Origin of the sequence: Pseudomonas sp. 43(2021), from assembly GCF_017490805.1 — a bacterium.
In the GTDB taxonomy this organism is placed as follows: domain Bacteria; phylum Pseudomonadota; class Gammaproteobacteria; order Pseudomonadales; family Pseudomonadaceae; genus Aquipseudomonas.
Genome location: NZ_JAFGYJ010000002.1, coordinates 103,165 through 123,127, shown reverse-complemented (window position 1 = coordinate 123,127; position 19,963 = coordinate 103,165). Strand labels below are relative to the sequence as shown.

The following is a 19,963-nucleotide window of genomic DNA, read 5'->3' as shown; positions in this document are numbered from 1 at the left end:
AGACTTTAGGGCTGAGGGGCGTCGGTAATCATGAAATCTCTTGCAACACACATGATGCGGGTATATACACGTATCCATGCTGACCAGTGAATGCATCTGTACCCATCTGCGTCGTGCCGCCCGTGGGGTGAGCCGGCATTACGACGAAGCCCTTGCCGGCTTTGGGGTCAATGTCGCCCAGTTTTCCCTGTTGCGTCATCTGCAGCGGCTCGACCGCCCCAGTATCACCACCTTGGCAGAGGCCATGGGCCTGGAGCGCAGTACCCTGGGCCGCAACCTGCGGGTGCTGGAGGCTGAAGGGCTGGTGGCCTTGGCCGATGGCGACGACCAGCGCAACCGCGTGGTGCTGCTGACCGAGGCCGGTACGCAACTGCTGCGCGCTGCCCATCCGGCCTGGGAACAGGCCCAGGCCGATCTGGTGGAACGGCTGGGGGCAGGGCAGCGGGATGAACTGGTGCGCTTGCTGGATCAACTGGCTTGAATTGATACGACTATAAGCGGGTATGTACCCGTAAAAACCTTGCGATGTGCTGGAGATAACAATGACTTCGGTGTGGCGAACCAGCGGGTGGGTATTGGTGGGAGCAGCGTTGATCCTGGCGCTATCCTTGGGTGTGCGGCACGGCTTCGGCCTGTTCCTGGCGCCAATGAGCGCCGATTTTGGCTGGGGGCGTGAGGTGTTCGCCTTCGCCATTGCCTTGCAGAACCTGATCTGGGGGCTGGCGCAACCGTTCGCTGGCGCCCTGGCCGACCGCCTGGGCGCGGCGCGGGTGGTGATCATTGGGGGTATTCTCTATGCGGCCGGGTTGGTGCTGATGGGCATGGCCGACTCGGCCTGGTCGTTGTCGCTGAGCGCCGGCTTGCTGATCGGCATCGGCCTGTCCGGTACCTCGTTCTCGGTCATCCTTGGCGTGGTCGGGCGCGCCGTACCGGCGGAGAAGCGCAGCATGGCCATGGGCATTGCCAGCGCTGCCGGTTCTTTCGGCCAGTTCGCCATGTTGCCGGGCACCCTCGGCCTGATCCAGTGGCTGGGCTGGTCCGCTGCGTTGCTGGTGCTGGGCCTGTTGGTGGCGCTGATCGTGCCTTTCGTCGGCCTGTTGCGCGATCGCCCGTTGCCCAGTCATGGCGCCGAACAGACCTTGGGCCAGGCCCTGCGCGAGGCGTGCTCGCACTCCGGCTTCTGGTTGCTGGCGCTGGGCTTCTTCGTTTGTGGCTTCCAGGTGGTGTTCATTGGCGTGCACCTGCCGGCCTACCTGGTCGACCAGCACCTGGCCGCGACCACCGGTACCACGGTGCTGGCGCTGGTGGGCCTGTTCAATATCGTCGGTACTTTCACCGCCGGCTGGCTGGGTGGGCGCATGTCCAAGCCGCGCCTGCTGACCGGGCTGTACCTGCTGCGTGCGGTAGTGATCGTGCTGTTCCTCTGGGCGCCGGTGACTGAATTCAGTGCTTACCTGTTCGGCATTGCCATGGGTCTGCTGTGGCTGTCCACGGTGCCGCTGACCAACGGCACCGTGGCCACTGTGTTCGGCGTGCGCAACCTGTCCATGCTTGGCGGCATCGTCTTCCTGTTCCACCAACTGGGCGCCTTCCTGGGTGGCTGGTTGGGTGGGGTGGTGTACGACCGCACCGGCAGCTACGACCTGGTCTGGCAGATTTCCATCTTGCTCAGCCTGCTGGCCGCCGCCCTTAGCTGGCCCGTGCGCGAACGCCCGGTCGCCCGCCTGCAGGCCCAGGCCGCATGAACCGCTACCTGGCTAGGGGGCTACTGGCCGGCGCCGCCTTGTTACTGCTGGCGCTGGTGTGGTGGGGCTGGCACAAGGGCGGGATGGCGTTGATGCAGCTGGGCATGAGTGTTTGTTAGGCGCTACCCTGCAAGTTCGAGGATTGTCTTGCGGGAGAAACGAGTCATGCGTGCACATTGGTTGACGGTGCCGGTGCTGGCCCTGCTTGCCAGCGCATCGAGCTGGGCAGCTGATTGCCCGGCGTTGTTGCAGGGCAGCCTGCCGGAGCTGCGTGGCAAGGGGCAGGTTGACCTGTGCGAGCGCTTTGCCGGCAAGCCGCTGGTGGTGGTGAACACGGCCAGCTATTGCGGTTTTGCGCCGCAGTTCGAGGGGTTGGAGGCGACGTACAAGGAATATCACCAACAAGGCCTGGAAATGCTTGGCGTGCCATCCAACGACTTCAAGCAGGAAGATGCGGACAGCGAGAAGACCGCCAAGGTCTGCTATGCCAACTACGGTGTCACGTTCACCATGACCAAGACGCAGCCGGTGCGGGGCACGGATGCGATACCGCTGTTCGCTGAACTGGCCAGCCAGAGCAGTGCACCGAAATGGAACTTCTACAAGTACGTGGTGGACCGCAAGGGCAAGGTGATCGGCAACTTCTCCAGCCTGACCAAGCCGGATGATCCTGCGTTCCGGGCTGCTATCGAAAAGGCTATTGCCTCGCAGCCATAACTGGCTGCACTTGCTCTTGCTCTTGCTCTTGCTCTTGCTCTTGCTCTTGCTTCTAAGCGCGCGATAGTTCAGGCGCCGCCGATTGCGACTTCAGGAGGCCGAGCGAAGGGCTTGCGGAGGGAGGTGACGGGCATGGATGCCCGTCAAGCGCTGAGGCCCCATGGATGGGGCCTGCAGCGCGTACTCCCGGGAGCAAGCCCGTAGCGAGGGGACCCCGTAGCGCAGCGGAGGGGCCGGATGATAGGAGCCAGCGTTTTTTGGTTACTTTTTGTCGCGTTTGACAAAAAGTGACCCGCCGTAAGGGCGGAAAGGTGAATAAGCGCCACCTTCGAAAATGAATGTTGACCCCGTTGTTGATGCCCACGCTTGAAAGCGAAGAGCGAAGAGCGAAGAGCGAAGAGCGAAGAGCGGAAAAGTGCTGGTTTTGATCTCGCGCATAGTCCATTTACGATGGCGACGCTTACTCACCTTTTCGCCCTTACGGCGAGTCACTTTTTGTCAAACGCGACAAAAAGTAACCAAAAAACGCTGCGCTCCCATCATCCGGCCCCTGCGCTGCGCTCCGGGGTTCCCTCACTCCGGCCTTGCTCCCGGGAGGACCGCGCTGCAGGCCCCATCCTGGGGCCCAGCGCTTGACGGGCATCCATGCCCGTCACCTCCCTCCGCAAGGCCTGCGTTCGGCCTCCTGAAGTCGCGAAGATCAAGATCAAGATCAAGATCAAGATCAAGATCAAGATCAAGATCAAGATCAAGATCAAGATCAAAGTCAAAAGCAGGTAACGTGGCCGGGTTTCGGGTTATTTCACTTTGCATGCACCGTAATCGCCACCAACCGCACCACCACCGGCCTGACCATCAACACACAAACGAACGCCACAGGCATTGCCAACTGGTACGCCTTCAGCACGTTGCCGAGGTATTCGGGGTTGACCCCCGCATTCGCTGCAGTGATCACGAAACACATCAACAGTGCCATGATCGACGACATGTAGAAGGCAAAAACGTAGGGCGTGGCGCCCGGGTGCAATTTGCGTCGGCTGCGTGCCTGGGGCAGGTTGCTCATGCGAACTCCTGAAAGATAAGTAGAGGCGCAGGTTAGCAACGCACCGGGCAGCACCTGTAGACCAGTCGTATTGAGTTCTTTATAAAGAGATTCTTACGAATCCAGGGGCTCAGCATGGACCTGCTCAATGCCATTCGCTGCTTCATCAAGGTGGTCGAAGCCGGCAGTATCGCCGCCGGCGCCCGCAACCTGGGCCTGAGCCCGGCCGCGGTCAGCCAGAACCTGGCACGCCTGGAAGGCCACTTGCAGGTTCGCCTCCTCAGCCGCACCACACGCAGTATGGCGCTGACGCCCGCCGGTACCCAGTACTACCAACGCGTCAGGCACATCGAGCGCGACCTGGCCCTGGCCGAACAGGCCGTCACCACCCCCGACAGCGAACCCCAGGGGCGGCTGTGCATTGCCTCGACGTCCGCCTTCGGTCGTCACGTCCTGGCACCCTTGATACCCGCATTCAGTGCCCGCTACCCCCTGCTTTCGATAGAGTTGGTAACGACTGATCGCCGAGTCAACCATGCGCGGGAAGATGTGGATGTGAGCCTGCGCATTGCCCCACAACTGGAAGACCAGTTGCTGGCCCGGCACATCGCCCGTATCCCGTTCATTTGCTGTGCCTCGCCCGGTTACCTGCAAGACGCCGGCGTGCCGGCCACGCCCGAGGCCTTGCGTGACCACCGCTGCCTGGTGTTCCGCTACCCGGTGGATGGGCGCTTCCTGCGTTGGGGGTTCATGCGCGACGGGCTGCGGTTCGAGGCAGAGTTCGGCAGTGTCCTGATCAGCGACGACATCGATGCCCTGACCCAGATGGCACTGCACGATGGCGGCATCACCCGCTTGGCCGAGTTCATCGTGCGGCCGTATCTGGCCGCTGGGGCGCTGGTACCGTTGTTCGAATACAGCGATAGCGGCCAGGCCTATGCCCAGACCGAACCGATGGATATCTACCTGTGCCTGGCCGACCGCTTCGCCATGACCACTAAAGTGCGTGTGTTCATGGACTACCTGCGCGAATGCCTGGGCGACAGTTGGCAGATGCAGGCATGAAAAAACCGCCACGAGGGCGGTTTTTCATGTAACGCGTACGAATCAGAAGCGGTAGGTAAGGGATGCACCGATACCGTGAGCACTGTTCTCATACTTGGCCTGATAGGTGCCTTTCAACGCCTGTTGTGTCGGCGAACCGGACACATTGTTGACCTTGGTATCCTCTTCCCACAGGTACGAGTAGGCAACATCGATGGTCATGTCATCGTTCGGGCTCCAACCGGCACCAAAGCTGACTGCCTTACGATCGCCGGTAGGAATGCGCGGCGAACGATCGTGGTTGTTGGTCGGCGATTGGTCGACGGAGAAGCCTGCACGCAGGGTCCATTCCTTGTTCACCTTGTAGGCCGCACCAATGGCGTGTGCCCAGGTGTCATGCCAGTTCTGCTCTTCGGTGATGGTCTGCAGTGGGTAACCCGCTGGTGCTTCGTTCTTGACAACGATGCTCTCCAGGCGGCTCCAGCGTGTCCAGGTGCTACCGGCATAGAGCGTCCAGTGGTCATCCAGTTCATGGGTGACCGAGAAGTCCACCGACTCCGGCGTCTTGATTTTCAGGCTGGCGTCGAACTTGCCGTTCAGACCAAGCTGGGGAATCGGGTAGGAAACACGGGTATCGCCTTCAAGCTTGTAGTCGACCATCGAGTGATAGGTCAGACCCAGACGGGTACGGTCTGTAGCTTGTACGAGAACGCCGATGTTGTAACCGATCGCGGTGTCGTCGCCCTTGATCTTGATTTCGCCATCAGGGCCGGTGGGGCCCAGCAGCGCCTTGCTGGCCAGGTTCGAGCCCAGCTCACCCTTGATGCGGTTGATGGTCGGGCCAAAACCGATCGACACCTTGTCATTGAAGGCGTAGCTGATGGTTGGTTGGAAGGTGACAACCTCGACCTTGCTCTTCTTGCCCCAGTAGCGGGCTGCGTCACCGCTACCGTAGTCGGTGATCAGGCCGTATGGCACGTAAACACCGAAACCAACGCTCCAATGATCATCGATCGGCTTGACGTAGTAACCCATGGGCACGCCCACGACCGGGACCATGTCGCCATCGGTTTCCCCCCCGAAATTGCTACCACGACCCGAAATATCAGACTTGGCAATGACGGCTGCGCCACCCACGGTGACCTGTTCGCGCTTCAGGCGCGACATGCCTGCAGGGTTGCCATACACCGTACTGGCATCTTCGGCAGAAGACGAACGTCCCGCAAAACCGGTTCCCATGCCGCTGATGCTTTGTTCGTTCAGCGCGAAGCCTGCGGCGAGCAGTTGGCTGGAAGCAAGTGCAACGGCAACGCCGAGGGAGGCTTTGAGCATTACTTTTTTCATTATTAGAACTCCTTGGGATCTCCGGGGCGAAAAGCTACCAACAATTCACGCGCCGCGCTATAGCCTCAATCGCAGGAGATAGAGCGGTTTTGTAGGACAATCCGACCAAAATTCCCTTTTTTCCGGGTACTTTGTAGGACACGTCTTAAGATGCCTGCGGCAATCTCTGGTCTATGCAGGTATGCCAGGCGTGGGTGAAGTCGCGCAGGCGACCTTGGGGGTTGAAAATCTGTCGCCAGATCCGTGCCAGCGCGAGAAGGTCGTCGGCGGCAGGCAGTGGCGTGGCCTGCTCTTCGACGAGCATCCAGGCAATGGCTGTGGAATAGCGCAGGTTGACGGTGAGTTCCAGGTGCGGGCCGCCGAGGAAGGCGTGCTGGCTGGCCAGGCCGCGGACCAGGCTGGCCAGGTCGGGGTCACGGGCAAGGTAGTCGTCCCAGATTGCCTGGTGGCGGTGTTCGCCGATGCGGTACAGGCCATGCCCACGTCGGTCGTGCAAGGCCGACCCCAGGGCCGACTGGCTGGCGGCGATGCCCAGCAACAAGGCTTCGGCGCTGGCGCAGTGACGGTTCAGGTAGACCAGAGTGGGTCGTATCACATACTGACACAATTCATTCGCCGCGATACCCATGATGCCCTCGAGCAGGTAAGGGCCGGACGGGCGCTGGAGCTTGGCAGCTGGTGAGTGATCAGGCCCGCCGGAAGCGGTAAGCACCGCTCGAGTTGAAGTCTAGTGTGATAATCGTGGTGTAAAGGGCTGTTTTTAAATCAATTGCTGCCTGACGTACCGGGCTATATGCCTTAAGGCAATTATGCCTGGAACATTCAGGCAGGCTTGCGATGGAATGATTCAGCGCTTGAATACCGCAGTATTCGCCGCTCACGCGGTGAGCGACTGGCGGGTTCGGGCGATGACCGCCTGCAGCGGTTCACTGCGGCTGTACTGTTCGGGGTACAGGCGCTCGGTGTGGCAGGCGACGCCGTGTTCGTCTACCAGGGTGAAGCTGAAGCTGCCTTTGCGAGGGGCAACGATAAGGCACTTCAACGGCGAGAAGGCCTGGGAGAGGGTGCCAATGGCAGCCTGAATCTGATGATGAGTTTGCATATTGTTGGAGGTTCCTGCTTTAAACACGGGGTTATGATCCGTGCATGATAGAAACGTTCCAGTGACGCCTTTATTAAGGGACGAACGAACCTGACTGGAACAGGGCAGCCAGAGGGAGCGCAATCAAAAGTGGGCGCATGGGCTGACTGGTAGGTACTTCAGAGGGCAGGCAGCACGCCGTGGCCAAGGTTCTAGGCCGTCGGTGTGGGATCCTGATCAATTGTCACGTGATTCGTGCTTGAACAGCGCAGGGCTGGCGAGTGAATCATCGAAAAGGCCGGTCCTGGTTTCAGCAGCGTCACTCTTGGGGGGAGCGGGTCTGCAAGGACACTTGAGGCCAGAATTGACTTTCAGCTTGGTACTAACGAGGGGCACCTTACCGAAAATACAGGCGCTTGGCAAGCCTTTCATGTTTGTTCAGGTGAGCCGAGCAGTATGGCGTGTATTTGCACTGCTGGGAAGAGGGGGTAAAAGGCCCGCAACCGGCCTGATGTACCGATTTTGTGCACTCAAGTGAAGGTTTATGGTGCACTTGTTCACATTCCGGGCAGCGCTTGTAACTGCCCGGCAACACGCCGCGACAGCCTCGCCAATGCCTTGACTGGGCGGTTAAGTCAATGAAAAAAAACACTATTTTTAGCTGGTGAAAAAATCGTCAGTTTGACCGAAAGCCCCAATTTACGGGGGTTTGCGGGGTATGGGAGGGGGTTGTCCACCGAGTTATCCACAGGAACTGTGGATTGTCCCACGCGCTTGCTCTAGGACGGGCGTGCCAGCAATACAGCGAACTGTCCGACAATCGACATGCTCGGAGAGACCAGTTGGTCATCCACTTGAAAACGTCAAGAAAAGATCGTTGAAATTTTTTTCAATTCTCCGGAAATCGAAAGGCCAGGGCGCAGAAAAAAGGGTAGAGTGGCGCGCCTTTCGAGTTGCCAAACCTGTTGCTCATGAAGTTTCGCGGTAAACACCTCGCCAGCCCTGCTGCATCGACGCCTGCGCCTCCCCCCAAACGTTTCTCCCTCAAAGTGGCCTTGTGGCTGCTCGACAACCCGCGCCTGGGTGACAAGCCGCAGGTCAAGCACCTGGCCGGGCGCCTGTTGAAGCAGCCGGCGCGCCAGGGTGTGGTAGTGGCGCAAAGCCGCCTGGGGCAGATGTTGTGTCGTGATTGCGGCAATGCCCGTGACCGGCGTATTGGCCATGAACTGCTGCGTCAGGCCGCCCGCGCCGGTGATCGGCGGGCGCAACTGGAGTATGCGCGGCTGTGCCAGCACAGCGAGCCGGAGCAGGCGCGGTACTGGCTGGAGCTGGCGGCGGGGCAGGGGTCGCAGGAAGCGCGGCGGCTTTTGAGGCAGTGGTTCCATGCCTGAGGTGGGTTGCCTGTTCTGGCCTCTTCGCGAGTAAACCCGCTCCCACCGGAATAGCTATACCTCGGATACTGTGCAATCCCTGTGGGAGCTGGTTTACCCGCGAAGAGGCCGGAACAGGCAACACATCGCTCAGGCTGATAAGCTGCGCTGCATTCATCCAGGATCATTCGGGGTAAGCATGACAGTGGATCTGGCCAGCATTCTGCTGGGCTTGGTGGCAGGTGCATTGCCCTGCCTGGGTTGGGTCATGCAGGTGCAGCGCCGACAGGGCGCGCGACAAGGCGAGCAGGCCTTGCTCGAAGAGCGCCTCAATGCTGCCCAGCTGGCCCAGGCCGGCCTGCAGGCGCAACTGGACGCTTGCCGCGACGAGGTCAGCGACCTCAGCGAAGCCAACACCGTCAAGCAGACCCAGCTGGCCGCCCAGGGCCGTGAGCTGGAACTGCTGCAGATCGAACGCGACAATGCCCGGGACGCCGCCCACGCCTGGAACCTCGAGCGCGCCAACCGCGAAGCCGAACTGCGCCGCCTGGAGGCCCAGACTGCACGCCTGGACGCCGAACTGCGCGAGCAGCAGGAAAGCCACCAGCAGCGTCTGGAGGACCTGCAGGAAGCCCGCGATACCCTGCGCGCCCAGTTCGCCGACATGGCCACCAAAATCTTCGACGAGCGCGAGCAGCGCTTTGCCCAGACCAGCCAGCAGCATCTCGGCCAGTTGCTCGACCCGCTCAAGGAGCGTATCCAGGCCTTCGAAAAACGCGTGGAGGAAAGCTACCAGCAGGAAGCCCGCGAACGCTTCTCGCTGGGCAAGGAGCTGGAGCGTCTGCAGCAACTCAACCTGCGCCTGTCCGATGAAGCCACCAACCTGACCCAGGCCCTGAAAGGGCAGAAAACCCAGGGTAATTGGGGGGAACTGATCCTCGAACGGGTGTTGGAGCATGCCGGCCTGGAAAAGGGCCGCGAATACCAGACCCAGGTCAGCCTGAAGAGCGCAGACGGCGAGCGCTTCCAGCCCGATGTGCTGATCATGCTGCCCGGTGACAAGCAGGTGGTGGTGGATGCCAAGGTCAGCCTCACCGCCTACCAGCAGTTCGTCGCCGGCAACGACGAGGCTGCGCTCAAGCAGCACGTGCAGTCGCTGCGCAGCCACGTCAAAGGCCTGTCGAGCAAGGACTACAATCGCCTCGAAGGCCTGCATAGCCTGGATTTCGTGCTGCTGTTCGTGCCGATCGAGGCAGCTTTCTCGGCGGCCCTGCAAGCCGAGCCGAACCTGTTCCAGGAAGCCTTCGACCGGCAGATCGTGATCGTCAGCCCGACCACCTTGCTCGCTACCCTGCGGGTGATCGACAGCCTGTGGAAGCAGGAACGCCAGGGCCAGAACGCCCGCGAGATCGCCGAGCGTGCCGGCTGGCTGTACGACAAGTTCGTACTGTTCATCCAGGACCTGGACGAACTGGGCAACCGCTTGCAGCAGGTGGACAAGGCCTATGCCGCCGCGCGCAACAAGCTGTGCGAAGGGCGCGGCAACCTGGTCAGCCGCAGCGAACAGCTGAAGCTGCTGGGCGCCCGTGCCAGCAAGAGCCTGCCGGCCGACCTGCTGGAGCGGGCGCTGTCCGACGAGGCGTTGCCGGACGAAGCGCTTACTGAACCAGGCTCAGATGGCGATTGAGCAGGGCGCGCAGGGCCGCCGGCTTGACCGGCTTGGCCAGGTAGTCCAGGCCCGAGGCATGCACCATGGCGATGGTTTCCTTGCTGCCGTCGGCGCTGATCACCACGCCCGGCACCGGTTCACCCAGGCGCGCGCGTAGCCAGCCCATCAGCCCGGTACCGGTCTCGCCGTCGTCCAGGTGGTAGTCCACCAGCGCCAGGTGCGGGCGCATGCCCTTGGCCAGCAGGGCTTCGCATTCGGCGCGGTTGCGCGCGGTCCACACCTGGCACCCCCAGCGGCTGAGCAGGCTGTTCATGCCGATCAGGATGCTGTCTTCGTTGTCCACGCACAGTACCTGCAGCCCGGCCAGCGGCTGGCCGCCCTGTTCCACTGGGGCGCTGGGCACCGGCGCGGCCTGGCGGGCAATCGGTACGCTGACGCGGAACACCGTGCCCTTGCCCGGCCACGAGCGCACTTCCAGCTTGTGTCCAAGTACCCGGCACAGGCCATCAGCGATCGCCAGTCCCAGGCCCAGGCCCTTCTCGGCGCGGGTCTGGTGGCTGTCCAGGCGCTTGAACTCCTGGAAGATCACCTGCAGTTTGTCGTCGGCGATGCCCGGGCCGCGGTCCCACACCTCAAGCCACAACTGTTCACCCTGGCGCCGTGCGCCCAGCAGGATCGGGCTCTTGCCATAACGCAGGGCGTTGGTCAGGAAGTTCTGCAGTACCCGGCGCAGCAGCTTCATGTCGCTGTCCACCCGCAGGCGGCTGCCGCGCAGGCGGAATTCCAGGCCCTTCTCGGCGGCCAGCACCTTGAATTCGGCGCCCAGGGTGTCGAACAGTTCGTTGAGGGCGAAGGGCTTGGCATCCGGGGTGATCTTGCCGTTTTCCAGGCGCGAGATGTCCAGCAGGTCGCTGATCAGCTCTTCGGCCGAGCGCAGCGAGCTGTCCATGTGCTGTACCAGTTGCCGGGCTTCTTCATTCATGCCCTCGGCCTGCTGCGACAAGGCGGCGGAGAACAGCCGGGCAGCGTTCAGCGGCTGCATCAGGTCGTGGCTGACCGCGGCCAGGAAGCGGGTCTTGGACTGGCTCACCGCTTCGGCACGGCTCTTGGCTTCGGACAACGCCTGGTTCAGTTGCGACAGCTCGTGGGTACGCTCCGCCACCCGTTGCTCCAGGCCTTCGTTGGCGTCGCGCAGGGCCTGCTCGGCCTCGCGGAACGGGGTGATGTCGGTGAAGCTCATGACGAAGCCACCGCCCGGCATCGGGTTGCCGATCAGTTCGATCACCCGGCCATTGGGGAACAAGCGCTCGGAGGAGTGCGCACGGCCCTGGCGCATCCAGTGCAGGCGCCGCGCCACATGCACCTGCGCCTCGCCGGGGCCGCACAGGCCACGCTCGGCGTTGTAGCGAATGATGTCGGCAATCGGCCGGCCCACGCTGATCAGCCCGTCGGGATAGTTGAACAGTTCCAGGTAGCGGCGGTTCCAGGCCACCAGGTGCAGGTTCTGGTCGACCACGCTGATACCCTGGTTGATGTTTTCGATGGCGCCTTGCAGCAGGGCGCGGTTGAACTGCAGCACCTCGCTGGCCTCGTCGGCGATACGCACCACGTCTTCCAGCTGCATGTCGCGGCCTTCGATGGCGGCCTTGACCACGGCGCGGGTCGATGAGGTGCCGAGTACACCGGCCAGCAGGCGTTCGGTGTGTTCGATCCAGTCGCCATCGGCGTTCTGGTTGGGGTTGAAGCCCTTGCCCTGGCGGTAGGCGAAGCGGATGAAGCTCTGCCGGGCGCGCTCCTCGCCGACAAAGCGTGAGGCCAGGGTCAGCAGGTCGTCGATCTGCACCGCCAGCAGCGGCTTGCTGCTGGGTCTGGCGCTGGTCTGCTGGCCGATGAAGCGGCCGGCCTGCCAATGCTCGGAAACCCGTGTGCGCGACAGCACCGAGACCCAGGCGAACAGGGTGAAGTTGCCCGCCAGTGACAGCACCACGCCCTGGGTCAGCGGGCTGATCGGCAGATTCAGCGGGTTGCCGTGCAGCCACGCCAACCCTGGGAACAGCTGCAGCGACCAGCCCACGCTGTGCGCGGCAATTGGCAGCACCAGGGTGTAGAACCACAGGAAAATACCTGCGGCCAGGCCGGCGAACACGCCACGGCGGTTGGCCTGCTTCCAGTACAGCGCACCGAGCATGGCCGGGGTCAGCTGGGTCACGGCGGCAAAGGCGATCTGGCCGATAGTCGCCAGGCTGGCGGTGGAGCCCAGCAGGCGGTAGCTGACATAGGCCAGCAGCAGGATCACCACGATGGTCACCCGGCGAACCGAGAGCATCCAGTGGCGGAACGCCTCGAATGGCCGCTCGGCGTTGGTACGGCGCAGCAACCAGGGCAGCAGCATGTCGTTGGAGACCATGGTCGACAGCGCCACGGCCTCGACGATGACCATGCCGGTTGCCGCCGAGGCGCCACCGATGAATGCCAGCAGGGCCAGGCTCGGGTGTGCTTCGGCCAGCGGCAGGCTGATGACGAACGAATCCGAGATCACCGTGCCCGGCAGCAACATCTGCCCGGCCAGGGCGATAGGCACCACGAACAAAGCGGCCAGCGCCAGGTACATCGGGAACACCCAGCGCGCCAGGCGCATGTCCTGGGGTTCGATGTTTTCCACCACGGTGACGTGGAACTGCCGTGGCAGGCAAATGATCGCCATCATCGCCACGGCGGTCTGCACCACCATCGACGGCCAGTTGATGGTCTCCTGCCAATAGTCCTGCAGGTGGATCGACTGGCGGGCCTGGTTGAACAGGTCGTCGAAGCCGTCATACAGGTTGAAGACGACGAAGATGCCGACGGCGAGGAAGGCCAGCAGCTTGATCAGCGATTCGAAGGCAATTGCCAGGACCATGCCACGGTGGTGTTCGGTCACGTCCAGGCTGCGGGTACCGAAGACGATGGCGAACAGTGCCAGTACCAGCGATACCACCAGCGCGGTGTCCTGCACGCGGGTGCCTGTGGCGTCGGCATTGGCGCCGATCAGCAAGTTGACGCCGAGCACGATGCCCTTGAGCTGCAAGGCGATGTACGGCAGCACGCCGACCAGGCAGATCAGCGCCACGACTACCGCCAGGGACTGCGACTTGCCGTAGCGCGCGGCGATGAAGTCGGCGATCGAGGTGATGTTCTGTTGCTTGCTGATCAGCACCATCTTCTGCAGCACCCAGGGCGCGAAGATCAGCAGCAGCACCGGGCCCAGGTAGATCGGCAGGAATGCCCAGAGCTGTTCGGCGGCCTGGCCGACCGCGCCGAAGAAGGTCCAGCTGGTGCAGTACACGGCCAGCGACAGGCTGTACACCCAGGCACGCAGCTTCGGCGGCAACGGCGTGCTGCGGCGGTCGCCGTAGAAGGCGATGGCGAACATGATGGCCATATAGGCCAGGGCGACCACGGCGATCAGCCCGCTGGACAACGACATGAAGACTCCGAAGCAAAAAGATAACGCGGTCCCGATCAATCAGTCTGGCACGCAGGTGCCGCTTCGTCAGCGCAGACGATGGTCGCAGTGGCAGGTGGTCGCAGGGTTCTCTTTAACCTGTGCCGGCCCTTTCGCGGGTGAACCCGCTCCCACAGGTACGGCACAGGCTTCGAAAGCGGCGCTGTCCCTGTGGGAGCGGGTTCACCCGCGAAGAGGCCAGCAGAGCAAACATCATCCTTTACGGGTACCCAGCCAATAAAACACCCCTGCCAGTATCACCGACAACACCAGCAGGTAGAAGATCGCCCCCGGCCACAGGTGCACCAGGGCAAACCCCACCATCACCGGCCCCAGCGCCGCGCCGAGGTTGGACAGGTTCTGCGCACCGTAATACACCCCACGCAGGTGCTCCGGCGCGATCAGGTCGATGAACATGTACTCGGCCGGGATCACGATGATCTCGCCCAGGGTGAACACCAGCATCGCCAGGCACCACGCCAGCGCCGAGCCGGCCAGGGCAAAGCCCAGCAGCCCGGCGATGAACAGGCCCATGCCGGCCAGCAGCCAGGGCATCAGGCGCTGACGGCTGATGCGTCGGCCAATCAGGTACTGCAGGGCAATCACCGTCACCGCGTTGGTGGTCACCAGGTAACCGACCAGGCGCGCTGCCTCGGCCGGGCTGCTGGTCACCACCAGGTACTGCGACAGGTAGGCGGTGAACTGGCCGAACACCACTGCGCTAAGCACCCCGCCCAGGGTGAAGCATACCAGCCGCCGGTCACGGGCCAGCCCCAGCGCCACCTGGGCAAAGCCGACCCCGGGCTTGTCCGGCGCACTGGCCTGCAGGCTGCGATCACCCAGGCGCCAGTAGGCCAGGCACATACTCAGGCCTAGCAGGGCAGAGGCGATGAACGGCATATGGTCGTTCAACTCCAGCATGGCCACGCCCAGCAGCGGGCCGGCCGCGTAGCCGACGTTGCTGAGGGTGTACTTGATGGCGAACACTTCGGCCCGTTCCTCCACCGGCAGCAACGCGCAGAAGCCCGCCTTGGCGGCGATGTCGACCACTGCCAGGGCCAGGTTGATCAGGACCAGGCAGAGAAAGAACAGCAGCGCCGAGTTGCTGACGACCGCGCCGACGAAGGCCAGGGCAAACAGCAGGGTGCTGGCGCTGACCAGTGTGTGGTTGCGCAAGGTATCCACCAGGTGACCGCCATACAGGCTCAGCAGCGAGGCGATGATCAGCGCGCCACCGATCAGCAGGCCGATCTGGCTGATCGGCAGCTGGAAGTTGTCGGCCAGGTACACCACCAGGTAGGGCAGGGTAAGGGCGCGGGCGACAGTGAGGGTGAAGGTGGTGGTAAGCAGCAGGCGAACGGTGTGCGGGTAGCGTTTTATGGCGGCGAGCATGACCACATCCTTGTTGTTCTGTTTTGCCGGAGGGGCAGCATATGCCAACAGAGGCCTGCTGCGCAGGCCTTTCGCGGGCACGCCCGCTCCCACAGGTACGGCGCTGCCCTCAAGGCATGTGATATTCCTGTGGGAGCGGGCGTGCCCGCGAAAGGGCCGGTACAGTCCTCCAAAATCCTCGAGCGCTTGCCAGCCAGCGTATTTCCCATGCAGATTTGTGGCTTGTCGCGCCCGGCGCGCCTCCAATTGAAAAGCCCTCAGGACCAAGGACGATGAGTCACTCCTCGCAATTCACCTTGCTCGGCAAGCGGCGTTTCCTGCCGTTTTTCATCACTCAGTCGCTGGGTGCCTTCAACGACAACCTGTTCAAGCAGTCGCTGATCCTGGCGATCCTGTTCAAGCTCAGCCTGGGCGACGGTGACCGTTCGATCTGGGTCAACCTGTGCGCCCTGCTGTTCATCCTGCCGTTCTTCCTGTTTTCGGCGCTGGGCGGGCAGTTTGGCGAGAAGTTCGCCAAGGACGCGCTGATCCGGGCGATCAAGCTGGCCGAGATCGCGATCATGTCGGTCGGCGCACTCGGTTTCATCACCAATCACCTGGGGCTGATGCTGGTGGCATTGTTCGGCATGGGGACCCACTCGGCACTGTTCGGGCCGGTGAAGTACTCCATCTTGCCGCAGGCCCTGCGCGAGGAAGAACTGGTCGGCGGCAACGGCCTGGTCGAAACCGGTACCTTCCTGGCCATCCTCGCCGGCACCATCGGCGCCGGGGTGATGATGTCGGCCGACAGCTATGCCACCGTGGTGGCCGGTGGCGTGGTCGGCACCGCCGTGCTCGGCTACCTGGCCAGCCGCTGGATCCCGCGGGCCGCTGCCGCCTCACCGCAAATGCCGCTGGACTGGAACATCTTCAAGCAGTCGTGGGCGATCCTGCGCATGGGCCTGGGGCAGCCGCCGGCGGTGTCGCGTTCGATCGTCGGCAACTCGTGGTTCTGGTTCGTCGGTGCCATCTACCTCACGCAGATCCCGGCCTACGCCAAGGACTGGCTGCACGGTGACGGCACGGTGGTGACCCTGGTGCTGACCTTGTTCTCGGTGGGGATCGCCCTGGGTTCGCTGCTGTGCGAGCGGCTGAGCGGGCGCAAGGTGGAAATCGGCCTGGTACCGTTCGGCTCGTTCGGCCTGAGCCTGTTTGGCCTGCTGTGGTGGTGGCACTCCGGCGATGTACCTGCTGCGGCAGTACCGCACGACTGGCTGACGCTGTTGGGCATGGGCCAGGCCTGGTGGATCCTGCTGTCGATCGTTGGCCTCGGGGTGTTCGGCGGCTTCTACATCGTGCCGCTGTATGCACTGATCCAGGCCCGCACCGCCGAAGACCAGCGCGCTCGGGTGATTGCAGCCAACAACATCCTCAATGCCCTGTTCATGGTGGTCTCGGCAGTACTCACCATCATCCTGCTGGGCCTGGCCGAGTTGACCATCCCGCAGCTGTTCCTGGTGGTGTCGCTGCTCAACATCGCGGTCAACGCCTATATCTTCAGGATCGTGCCCGAGTTCACCATGCGCTTCCTGATCTGGCTGCTCAGCCATTCGATGTACCGCGTGCAGCACCGCGACCTTGAGCGCATCCCTGACGAAGGTGCGGCGTTGCTGGTGTGCAACCATGTGTCGTTCGTCGATGCACTGCTGCTGGGCGGGGCGATCCGCCGCCCGATACGCTTTGTCATGTACTACAAGATCTACAGCCTGCCAGTGCTCAACTTCGTGTTCCGCACCGCAGGCGCCATCCCGATTGCCGGGCGCAACGAAGACCAGGCTATCTACGAGCGTGCTTTCGCGCGCATTGCCGAGTATCTGGCCGATGGCGAGCTGGTGTGCATCTTCCCGGAGGGCAAGCTGACCGGGGACGGCGAAATCGATGTGTTCAAGGGCGGCGTCAACCGCATCCTCGAAGAAACTCCGGTGCCGGTCATTCCGTTGGCGTTGCAGGGGCTGTGGGGCAGCTTCTTCAGCCGGGACCCGGCCAAAGGTTTTTTCAAGCGCCTGTGGTCGCGGGTGACCATCGTGGCAGGCGCCGCCATCCCGGTGGAAGCGGCGCAGCCAGAAGCGTTGCGTGAGCAGGTCAGCCGCCTGCGCGGCGACCTCCGCTAGGGGGGCGTTAGCTGGCGCTGACTTTCAGGCCGACCAGGCCGGTAACGATCAGCGCCACGCTGGCCAGGCGTACCAGGGCCATGGACTCGCCGAACAGGATGATGCCGGCGATCACCGTGCCAACGGCGCCGACGCCGGTCCAGATGGCATAGGCGGTGCCCAGCGGCAGCTCTTTCATGGCCAGGCCCAGCAGGCCCAGGCTGATGGCCATGGCGGCGACGGTGAGGACGGTGGGCAGTGGTTTGCTGAAGCCGTCGGTGTATTTCAGGCCGACGGCCCAGCCGACCTCGAACAGGCCGGCGAAGAACAGGATGATCCAGGACATGGAGCGTCTCCATCGTTGTAAATGATGGGGCCGTCCCCGGAGTGGTCACGCGGTGCGTCGCGAGGTCGTCCTCGCAGTGGGTACCATGGTGCACATATGCAGCCCTCTGGGCAAGCCTGTGCGGGCCTCTTCGCGGGTAAACCCGCTCCCACAGGAATCTCCACAATTTTCATACCTGCGCAGTACCTGTGGGAGCGGGTTTACCCGCGAAAGGGCCAGTGCAGACACCATCAATGCCTGGCCGGCTCCCCACCTTCAGCTTCGGCCACAGGCTCCCCCATGCGCCGGAACCAGGTCGACAGCAGCGCCCCGGAAATATTGTGCCAAACGCTGAACAACGCACTCGGCACCGCAGCCAGCGGCGAAAAATGCGCCGCCGCCAGTGCTGCGCCCAGCCCGGAGTTCTGCATGCCCACCTCCAGTGCCAGCGACTTGCGCTGGGCCAGTGGCAGCTTGCACAGCCTGCCGGTCAAGTACCCCAGCAAGTAGCCGAAGCTGTTGTGCAATACCACCACCGCCATGATCAGCAGCCCCGACTCGGCGATCTTGGCCTGGCTGGCCGCCACCACCGCGCACACGATCATCACGATGCTCACCACCGACACCAGCGGCAGCACCTGCACCGCCGCCTGCACCCGGGCGCCAAGCAGCCGTTGGGCCAGCACGCCGAGCACGATCGGCAGCATCACCAACTGCAGGATCGACCAGAACATGTCCATGAAGGACACCGGCAGCCAGGCGGAGGCGAGGAACCAGATCAGTGCCGGGGTCAACAGCGGGGCGAGCAGGGTGGTCACCGCAGCGATCGCCACCGCCAGCGCCAGGTCGCCCTTGGACAGCCAGACCATCACGTTCGACGCCGTGCCGCTCGGGCAGCAACCGACCAGAATCACGCCTACTGCGATTTCCGCCGGCAGGTGGAATAGCTGGCACAGCAGCCAGGCCACGCCCGGCATGATCACGAAGTGCGCGACCACCCCCAGCATCACCCGCCAGGGCTGGCGGGCGAGGGCGGCAAAGTCATCGAGCTTGAGGGTGAGGCCCATGCCGAACATCACCAGCCCCAGCAGCGGCACGATGGCCACCTTCAGGGCGATGAACCATTGCGGTTGCAGGAAGGCCAGCACGGCGAACACCAGCACCCACAGGGCGAAGGTGTTGCCGACGAAGCGGCTGAGGGCGGCGAGGGCACGCATGGGGCAAGTCCTTTTCCATTTTACAGCTTCAAGAATTTCACTGGCCTCTTCGCGGGCTTGCCCGCTCCCACAGGTACGCCACAGTCTTCAGAAACGGTGGTGTACCTGTGGGAGCGGGCAAGCCCGCGAAGAGGCCAGTACTGTCTGAGGATATCTCCCAGGCCAGCACCGGCATTTCAAAACACATCAGACCCCTTGCGGAATCTCTTCCCCACCCAGCGCCTCGAACAGCACCGGCAGGAATTCGGCAAAGGTCATCATCATCAACTGGAAGCTGGCATCGAACTGCTGGGCAGCTTCGTCGCCACCATCCTGCTCGGCCTGTTCCTGCAGCAGCTCTTCGAACTTCAGGCGCTTGATCACCATCTTGTCATCCAGGATGAACGACAGCTTGTCCTGCCAGGCCAGGGCCAACTGGGTGACCACCTTGCCAGTGCTCAGGTGCAGCTGGATTTCCTCGCCGGTCAGGTCCTGGCGCTTGCAGCGCACGATGCCGCCGTCTTCGGCGGTGTCGCGCAGTTCGCATTCGTCCAGCACATAGAAGCCTTCGGCAGCTTCCTGCGACTTGACCCAATCGGTCATGGTGGCAACCGGTGCGATTTTCACGGTGGCCGGGCGCACCGGCAGCGAACCCATCACTTCACGCAGGGTCGACAGCAGGTCTTCGGCACGCTTGGCGCTGGCCGAGTTGACCAGGACCATGCCCAGGCGCGGGGCGATGGCGGCGAAGATCATCGAGCGGCGAATGAACGCGCGCGGCAGGAAGGCCTGGATGATCTCGTCCTTGATCTGGTCGCGTTCCTTTTTATAGACCTTGCGCATCTGCTCGGTCTCGATCTCTTCGACCTTCTCCTTCACCGCGTCGTTGACCACGCTGCTGGGCAGGATGCGCTCTTCCTTGCGTGCGGCAATCAGCAGGTACTCGCCGCTGACATGCACCAGGGGAGCGTCTTCGCCTTTGCCGAACGGCGCGACGAAACCATAGGTGGTCAGCTCCTGGCTGGCGCAGGGGCGGGCTGGCTTGCTGGCCAGGGCCGCTTCCAGCGCTTCAGGCTCGAATGGGACATCCTGGGTCAGGCGGTAGGTCAGCAGGTTCTTGAACCACATGAGGGGCAATCTCTCCTTAATGCATAAGGCGGGCATTATTCTCCGAGCGGTGCTCTCAGGCCAACCCTGTCGGAGTGCCAGTAGCGGTTGCTGGAGGTAAAGATGCGCGTAGCAACGCTAGGTCTTTGAAAGGCCTGAGGTTTTTTTTGAAAAAAGTTAAAAAAGTGCTTGCCAGGGTACAGGGCCGTCCGTAGAATGCGCGCCACACCGAGACGAAGGGTGATTAGCTCAGCCGGGAGAGCATCTGCCTTACAAGCAGAGGGTCGGCGGTTCGATCCCGTCATCACCCACCACTCG

The 19,963-nt window shown here is 62.7% G+C and carries 18 protein-coding genes and 1 tRNA gene; 10 read left to right on the top strand and 9 right to left on the bottom strand.

The features are described from left to right. Positions 1 to 76: 76 nt before the first annotated feature. The 5 genes from J5M71_RS02100 to J5M71_RS29525 all read left to right on the top strand — a co-directional run bounded on the left by J5M71_RS02100 (position 77) and on the right by J5M71_RS29525 (position 3,242). On the top strand, positions 77 to 481 hold the full coding sequence (locus J5M71_RS02100; protein ID WP_207829276.1) for a MarR family winged helix-turn-helix transcriptional regulator: 405 nt from the start codon (positions 77 to 79) through the stop codon (positions 479 to 481). 70 nt (positions 482 to 551) lie between these two features. Then, the gene (locus tag J5M71_RS02095; protein ID WP_207829545.1) at positions 552 to 1,745 is read left to right on the top strand and encodes an MFS transporter; all 1,194 of its coding nucleotides are present in this window, start codon (positions 552 to 554) and stop codon (positions 1,743 to 1,745) included. Beyond that, positions 1,742 to 1,864, top strand: coding sequence for a hypothetical protein (locus J5M71_RS29530; RefSeq protein WP_267933606.1), 123 nt, complete (start codon positions 1,742 to 1,744; stop codon positions 1,862 to 1,864). The genes J5M71_RS02095 and J5M71_RS29530 overlap by 4 nt, the downstream gene beginning before the upstream one ends. Positions 1,865 to 1,910: 46 nt before the next feature. Then, positions 1,911 to 2,462: a glutathione peroxidase gene (locus J5M71_RS02090; RefSeq protein WP_207829274.1), complete on the top strand. Its 552-nt coding sequence runs from the start codon at positions 1,911 to 1,913 to the stop codon at positions 2,460 to 2,462. 645 nt (positions 2,463 to 3,107) lie between these two features. Next, positions 3,108 to 3,242, top strand: coding sequence for a hypothetical protein (locus J5M71_RS29525; RefSeq protein ID WP_279382363.1), 135 nt, complete (start codon positions 3,108 to 3,110; stop codon positions 3,240 to 3,242). A gap of 22 nt (positions 3,243 to 3,264) precedes the next feature. Here J5M71_RS29525 and J5M71_RS02085 read toward each other — a convergent pair whose 3' ends face one another. Next, positions 3,265 to 3,525, bottom strand: a complete 261-nt coding sequence (locus tag J5M71_RS02085; protein ID WP_207829272.1) for a DUF2798 domain-containing protein — start codon at positions 3,523 to 3,525, stop codon at positions 3,265 to 3,267. 114 nt (positions 3,526 to 3,639) lie between these two features. Here J5M71_RS02085 and J5M71_RS02080 point away from each other — a divergent pair, with 114 nt between their 5' ends. Next, positions 3,640 to 4,569, top strand: coding sequence for a LysR family transcriptional regulator (locus J5M71_RS02080; RefSeq protein ID WP_207829269.1), 930 nt, complete (start codon positions 3,640 to 3,642; stop codon positions 4,567 to 4,569). A 42-nt stretch (positions 4,570 to 4,611) separates the two neighbouring features. Here the strand turns inward: J5M71_RS02080 and J5M71_RS02075 are convergent, their stop codons facing one another. The 3 genes from J5M71_RS02075 to J5M71_RS02065 form a co-directional block, all read right to left on the bottom strand. Continuing rightward, positions 4,612 to 5,892, bottom strand: a complete 1,281-nt coding sequence (locus J5M71_RS02075; RefSeq protein WP_207829260.1) for an outer membrane protein transport protein — start codon at positions 5,890 to 5,892, stop codon at positions 4,612 to 4,614. A 145-nt stretch (positions 5,893 to 6,037) separates the two neighbouring features. Then, positions 6,038 to 6,520, bottom strand: a complete 483-nt coding sequence (locus J5M71_RS02070; protein WP_025338041.1) for a hypothetical protein — start codon at positions 6,518 to 6,520, stop codon at positions 6,038 to 6,040. 249 nt (positions 6,521 to 6,769) lie between these two features. After that, on the bottom strand, positions 6,770 to 6,994 hold the full coding sequence (locus tag J5M71_RS02065; RefSeq protein WP_003257337.1) for a hypothetical protein: 225 nt from the start codon (positions 6,992 to 6,994) through the stop codon (positions 6,770 to 6,772). A gap of 950 nt (positions 6,995 to 7,944) precedes the next feature. On the opposite strand from J5M71_RS02065, the gene J5M71_RS02060 reads away from it, so the two are divergent. Both J5M71_RS02060 and rmuC read left to right on the top strand, forming a co-directional pair. Continuing rightward, positions 7,945 to 8,364 (top strand): sel1 repeat family protein, encoded by a 420-nt coding sequence (locus J5M71_RS02060; RefSeq protein ID WP_063911568.1) that lies wholly within the window; start codon positions 7,945 to 7,947, stop codon positions 8,362 to 8,364. A gap of 292 nt (positions 8,365 to 8,656) precedes the next feature. Continuing rightward, the gene (rmuC, locus tag J5M71_RS02055) at positions 8,657 to 10,030 is read left to right on the top strand and encodes a DNA recombination protein RmuC (RefSeq protein ID WP_207829543.1); all 1,374 of its coding nucleotides are present in this window, start codon (positions 8,657 to 8,659) and stop codon (positions 10,028 to 10,030) included. Here rmuC and J5M71_RS02050 read toward each other — a convergent pair. Both J5M71_RS02050 and J5M71_RS02045 read right to left on the bottom strand, forming a co-directional pair. After that, the gene (locus J5M71_RS02050) at positions 10,002 to 13,478 is read right to left on the bottom strand and encodes a hybrid sensor histidine kinase/response regulator (protein ID WP_207829251.1); all 3,477 of its coding nucleotides are present in this window, start codon (positions 13,476 to 13,478) and stop codon (positions 10,002 to 10,004) included. The genes rmuC and J5M71_RS02050 overlap by 29 nt on opposite strands. Before the next feature lie 231 nt (positions 13,479 to 13,709). Beyond that, positions 13,710 to 14,888, bottom strand: a complete 1,179-nt coding sequence (locus J5M71_RS02045) for an MFS transporter (protein ID WP_207829244.1) — start codon at positions 14,886 to 14,888, stop codon at positions 13,710 to 13,712. Positions 14,889 to 15,160: 272 nt separating this feature from the next. On the opposite strand from J5M71_RS02045, the gene J5M71_RS02040 reads away from it, so the two are divergent. Beyond that, positions 15,161 to 17,038 (top strand): 1-acyl-sn-glycerol-3-phosphate acyltransferase, encoded by a 1,878-nt coding sequence (locus tag J5M71_RS02040; protein WP_207829242.1) that lies wholly within the window; start codon positions 15,161 to 15,163, stop codon positions 17,036 to 17,038. 7 nt (positions 17,039 to 17,045) lie between these two features. On the opposite strand, the gene sugE is transcribed toward J5M71_RS02040, so the two are convergent. The 3 genes from sugE to rdgC all read right to left on the bottom strand — a co-directional run bounded on the left by sugE (position 17,046) and on the right by rdgC (position 19,666). After that, the gene (sugE, locus tag J5M71_RS02035) at positions 17,046 to 17,363 is read right to left on the bottom strand and encodes a quaternary ammonium compound efflux SMR transporter SugE (RefSeq protein ID WP_023379200.1); all 318 of its coding nucleotides are present in this window, start codon (positions 17,361 to 17,363) and stop codon (positions 17,046 to 17,048) included. Between the two features lie 230 nt (positions 17,364 to 17,593). Continuing rightward, positions 17,594 to 18,559 (bottom strand): bile acid:sodium symporter family protein, encoded by a 966-nt coding sequence (locus tag J5M71_RS02030; RefSeq protein ID WP_207829239.1) that lies wholly within the window; start codon positions 18,557 to 18,559, stop codon positions 17,594 to 17,596. 186 nt (positions 18,560 to 18,745) lie between these two features. Further along, a complete protein-coding gene (gene rdgC, locus J5M71_RS02025) occupies positions 18,746 to 19,666 on the bottom strand; it encodes a recombination-associated protein RdgC (protein WP_207829237.1) in 921 nt (306 codons plus the stop codon). Positions 19,667 to 19,883: 217 nt separating this feature from the next. Here rdgC and J5M71_RS02020 point away from each other — a divergent pair. Then, positions 19,884 to 19,959, top strand: a tRNA-Val gene (locus J5M71_RS02020). Positions 19,960 to 19,963 lie beyond the last annotated feature (4 nt).

Coding starts and splice junctions, on each gene's coding strand:
- J5M71_RS02100 (WP_207829276.1), top strand. CDS start 77: ATGCTGACCAGTGAATGCATCTGTACCCATCTGCGTCGTGCCGCCCGT.
- J5M71_RS29530 (WP_267933606.1), top strand. CDS start 1,742: ATGAACCGCTACCTGGCTAGGGGGCTACTGGCCGGCGCCGCCTTGTTA.
- J5M71_RS02085 (WP_207829272.1), bottom strand. CDS start 3,525: ATGAGCAACCTGCCCCAGGCACGCAGCCGACGCAAATTGCACCCGGGC.
- J5M71_RS02070 (WP_025338041.1), bottom strand. CDS start 6,520: ATGGGTATCGCGGCGAATGAATTGTGTCAGTATGTGATACGACCCACT.
- J5M71_RS02030 (WP_207829239.1), bottom strand. CDS start 18,559: ATGCGTGCCCTCGCCGCCCTCAGCCGCTTCGTCGGCAACACCTTCGCC.
- J5M71_RS02060 (WP_063911568.1), top strand. CDS start 7,945: ATGAAGTTTCGCGGTAAACACCTCGCCAGCCCTGCTGCATCGACGCCT.
- J5M71_RS02080 (WP_207829269.1), top strand. CDS start 3,640: ATGGACCTGCTCAATGCCATTCGCTGCTTCATCAAGGTGGTCGAAGCC.
- J5M71_RS29525 (WP_279382363.1), top strand. CDS start 3,108: ATGCCCGTCACCTCCCTCCGCAAGGCCTGCGTTCGGCCTCCTGAAGTC.
- J5M71_RS02040 (WP_207829242.1), top strand. CDS start 15,161: ATGAGTCACTCCTCGCAATTCACCTTGCTCGGCAAGCGGCGTTTCCTG.
- rdgC (WP_207829237.1), bottom strand. CDS start 19,666: ATGTGGTTCAAGAACCTGCTGACCTACCGCCTGACCCAGGATGTCCCA.
- J5M71_RS02050 (WP_207829251.1), bottom strand. CDS start 13,478: ATGTCGTTGTCCAGCGGGCTGATCGCCGTGGTCGCCCTGGCCTATATG.
- sugE (WP_023379200.1), bottom strand. CDS start 17,363: ATGTCCTGGATCATCCTGTTCTTCGCCGGCCTGTTCGAGGTCGGCTGG.
- J5M71_RS02075 (WP_207829260.1), bottom strand. CDS start 5,892: ATGAAAAAAGTAATGCTCAAAGCCTCCCTCGGCGTTGCCGTTGCACTT.
- J5M71_RS02045 (WP_207829244.1), bottom strand. CDS start 14,888: ATGCTCGCCGCCATAAAACGCTACCCGCACACCGTTCGCCTGCTGCTT.
- J5M71_RS02090 (WP_207829274.1), top strand. CDS start 1,911: ATGCGTGCACATTGGTTGACGGTGCCGGTGCTGGCCCTGCTTGCCAGC.
- J5M71_RS02065 (WP_003257337.1), bottom strand. CDS start 6,994: ATGCAAACTCATCATCAGATTCAGGCTGCCATTGGCACCCTCTCCCAG.